The sequence below is a fragment of the Hymenobacter agri genome (assembly GCF_054778495.1).
Window position 1 is genome coordinate 1 of sequence record NZ_BAAGZM010000510.1, and the last position, 3,853, is coordinate 3,853.

Below are 3,853 nucleotides of genomic sequence, written 5' to 3' on the forward strand. Positions count from 1 at the left end.
GCACCGATGCCGTGGTGCTGCGCCAGCTCCGCGCCCGCCACGCCGATATTCCGGGTGAAATCCGCCTCGTGCCCGCAGCCGACGAAGAGGCCGTGCAGCGCGTGCTGGCCGAGGTGGCGCTGGGCTGAAAGACTGTGTACCCCGAAGCTCCTGCTTCGGCCCGCTCGCCCAAACATTGTTCAACGGGCCGAAGCAGGAGCTTCGGGGTACACGGTCTTGTGGCCAGCGGCGCGGCGTGCCGTTTCTTTGCAGCCGTAAATCATTCCCTTTGCCTTATGCAGCCCGAGCACGAATTTGAAGCAGTTTTAGAAGCCGGCGACGGCGATGGCGGCGTATTCGTCGTGGTGCCGTTTTCGGTTCCCGAGGTGTACGGCACCAAGGGCCGGGTGCCGGTGCAGGTTACTTTCGATGGCTACCCCTACCAGGGCAGCATCACGCCGCTCGGCGACGGGCACCACGCCCTGCACGTTCTCAAGCAGATACGCAAAGCCGTGGGCAAAACCATTGGCGATACAGTGCGCGTGGGGCTCTCGCGCGATTTCGTGGAGCGCAAGATGACGCCGCCCGACGACCTCGCCGCGCAGCTGGAACTGAACCCCAAAGCCGCCGCCTACTTCGCCAAGCTGGCCTACACGCACCAGCGCGAGTTCGTGCGCTGGCTCGAAGGCGCCAAGCGCCCCGAAACCCGCGCCCACCGCCTGGCCCAAACCGTGGAAATGCTGGGCCAGGGCCGCAAGCGCCAGTAGCCGGACGCGTTAGAACGTTATGTAAAAACCGTCATGCTGAGCGCAGTCGAAGCATCTCTACCGCAATATGTAATCCAACCGATTGGGTTTACTATTGCGGTAGAGATGCTTCGACTGCGCGGACGCCAGATGAGCATGACGTTCTTAAATCCGCCACGTCACCCACCGATTCTTCGACACTCGCCCCACTCATGAAAAACCGCTTCCTCCTGCCGCTGCTGGCCCTGCTGCCGCTGTTTGCCGAGGCCCAGACCAGCGCCAGCATCGACCGCGTGAACCCCACCAACTGGTGGGTGGGCATGAAAAACCCCAGCGTGCAGGTGCTGGTGCACGGCCCCGGCGCGGGCACGCTGACGTACAGCATCAACTACCCCGGCGTGAAGCTGGTGAAAACCAACACCGTCGAGAACCCCAACTACGCGTTTCTCGACCTCGTTATCTCGCCCACGGCCAAGCCGGGCCGGGTGCAGCTGCTGGGCAAAAAGGGCAGCCAGACGGTGACGCAAAGCTGGGAGCTGAAGGCCCGCGACAACTCGCCCAAAGCGCAGGGCGTGACCGCGGCCGACTTCATCTACTGCGCCATGATTGACCGCTTCGCCAACGGCGACCCGGCCAACGACAAGTTCGCCGACATGCGCGACACCAACCTCGACCGCGCCAACCCCTTCTTCCGCCACGGCGGCGACCTGGCCGGCGTGGCCCAGCACTTTCCCTACATCAAGGAGCTGGGCGCCACGGCCGTGTGGCTGACGCCCGTAACGGAAAACGACCAGCCCCTCACCAACGAGGGCGGCACCATGCGCGCCTCCTACCACGGCTTCGGCTTTACCGACCAGTATAAGATTGACCGGCGCTTCGGCGGCAACGCAGGCTACAAAAGCTACGTGCAGCAGGCCCACGCCGCCGGCCTGAAAGTGGTGCAGGATGCCGTGTACAACCACGTGGGCAACACCCACTGGATTTTGCAGGACCTGCCCATGAAAAGCTGGCTGCACCAGTGGCCCCAGTACACCAACACCAGCTACCGCTACACGCCCATCACCGACCCGCACGCGGCCCAGAGCGACCGCCGCGTGACGCTCGACGGCTGGTTCGTGCCCTTCCTGCCCGACCTCAATCAGCAGAACCCCTACGTGGCCAACTACCTGATTGAAAACGCCATCTGGAACGTGGAGAACTTCGGCATCGATGCCTACCGCATCGACACCTACCTGTATAACGACCAGCCATTTATGAACCGCTGCAACGCGGCGCTGCTGGCCGAATACCCGCGCCTGCACATCTTCGGCGAGTCGGCGGTGACCAATGCCATCGACCAGGCGTACTACACCCGCAGCAAGATTGATTTCCCGTTCAAGTCGAACCAGCCCGGCGGGCTCGATTTCGTGCTCGAAAGCGCCCTGCTGGCCGGCCTGAAGGAAGTGGGCACGCCCGCCGCCACCAGCTGGGACGGCGGTGCCCAGCACGTATACCAGACGCTGGCCCAGGACGTGGTGTACCAGGACCCGACCAAGCTCGTGACCTTCCTCGACAACTTCGACCACGACCGGTTTCTGTCGGTGGTGGGCGACGACGTGGACCGCTACAAGATGGGCCTGACCTGGCTGCTCACCACGCGCGGCATTCCGAGCATGTACTACGGCACCGAAATTCTGATGAAGAACTTCAAAAACCCCACCGATGCCGAGGTACGCAAGGATTTTCCCGGCGGCTGGCCCGGCGACGCGGTGAACAAGTTCGCGGCTGCCGGCCGCACGGCGCAGGAAAACGAGGCCTTCGACTTCGTGAAGAAGCTGGCCACCTACCGCCGCGACCACAAGGTGCTGCACGATGGCCAGCTGATGCAGTACCTGCCCGAAAACGGCCTCTACGTGTACTTCCGCTACGATGCCAGCGGCACCGTGATGGTGGCCTCGAACACCACCGACAAGGCCGCCAGCCTGCCCACCGCCCGCTTCGCGGAGCGGATGAGCGGCTTCACGAAGGCCCGCAACGTGCTCACCGGCGAAAGCCTGAGCAGCCTGGCCACGCTGCAGCTGCCGGCCAAAACCGCCGTGGTGCTGGAGCTGGCGAAATAACCCATCCAGGCAGCGGACTACAGGGCCGGCGCCCCAGTGGGGCGACAAATTGGTAGTACGACGGGAAAAACACGTCCAAGCCCCGGCGGGGCGGCACTCGGCCCACGAATGTCGCCCCGCCGGGGCTTAAAAATGACCATAACCACCCCAGCTACCGGTATATCGCCCCGCTGGGGCTAAGCCTGCCGTCCGCAACCAGGGTTACTTAGTGCAGTTTTCAGGTTGGTGTACGGGAGTAGAGACGCAACATTTTGCGTCTCGTCGTTGAACGAAATCGTCTGACGGTACTCCCGCGAGTCGTTCAACGACGAGAACGACGAGACGCAAAATATTGCGTCTCTACCGCGTTCAAACGGCCATTCCCTAACCCGGGAGCTGCTCCAAGTACGGGCCGACCGCCTGGGGGCCTCGGGCGGGGCCGGGTTGTTGGCCCCGGCGCGCTATCTTCCGCCCCCAATTTCCACCCCGCATGACCTACCCCGACTTCGCGGCCCGCTGGCGCAACTCCGGCGGCGCCGAGCGCGCCAACTACGGCCTCTTTCTGCAAGACCTGTGCGACCTGCTGGGCGTGCCCCGGCCCGACCCCACCACCGACCTGCCCGCCCAGGACCAGTACGTGCTGGAGCGCGCCGTCACCTTCAACGACGGCGCCAAGAAGAGCACCGGCCGCATCGACCTCTACAAGCGCGGCTGCTTCATCCTGGAAACCAAGCAGGGCACCGACTCGGCCGACGCCCAGCAGAAGGCCCAAAGCGCCGACCGCGCCGAGCTGGGCCTGGCCGCCGAAAAGCGCCGCAAGGGCCACGCCCTGCGCGGCTCGGTGAAGTGGGAGCAGATGATGCAGGCCGCCCGCCAGCAGGCCCTGGGCTACGTGCGCGCCCTACCGCCCGACGAGCCCCGGCCCCTGTTTGTGCTGGTGGTGGACGTGGGCTACTGCATCGACGTGTACTCGAACTTCGCCGGGGTGGGCGACTCCTTCGTGCCCTTCCCCGACCAGGCGCGGTTCCGCCTGCCGCTCTCGGCGCTGGC

3 protein-coding genes are annotated in these 3,853 nt (G+C 64.6%); all 3 read left to right on the forward strand.

Annotated features, from left to right (window positions below; genetic code table 11):
- Window positions 1-275 precede the first annotated feature (275 nt).
- Window positions 276-746 carry a YdeI/OmpD-associated family protein gene (locus tag ACYVDE_RS18500; protein ID WP_460503025.1) on the forward strand — a complete coding sequence of 157 codons (471 nt, stop codon included), beginning with the start codon at window positions 276-278 and terminating at the stop codon, window positions 744-746.
- A 191-nt stretch (window positions 747-937) separates the two neighbouring features.
- The gene (locus tag ACYVDE_RS18505; protein ID WP_460503026.1) at window positions 938-2,824 is read left to right on the forward strand and encodes an alpha-amylase family glycosyl hydrolase; all 1,887 of its coding nucleotides are present in this window, start codon (window positions 938-940) and stop codon (window positions 2,822-2,824) included.
- 469 nt (window positions 2,825-3,293) lie between these two features.
- A partial coding sequence (locus ACYVDE_RS18510) for a type IIL restriction-modification enzyme MmeI (RefSeq protein ID WP_460503027.1) occupies window positions 3,294-3,853 on the forward strand: 560 nt, incomplete at its 3' end.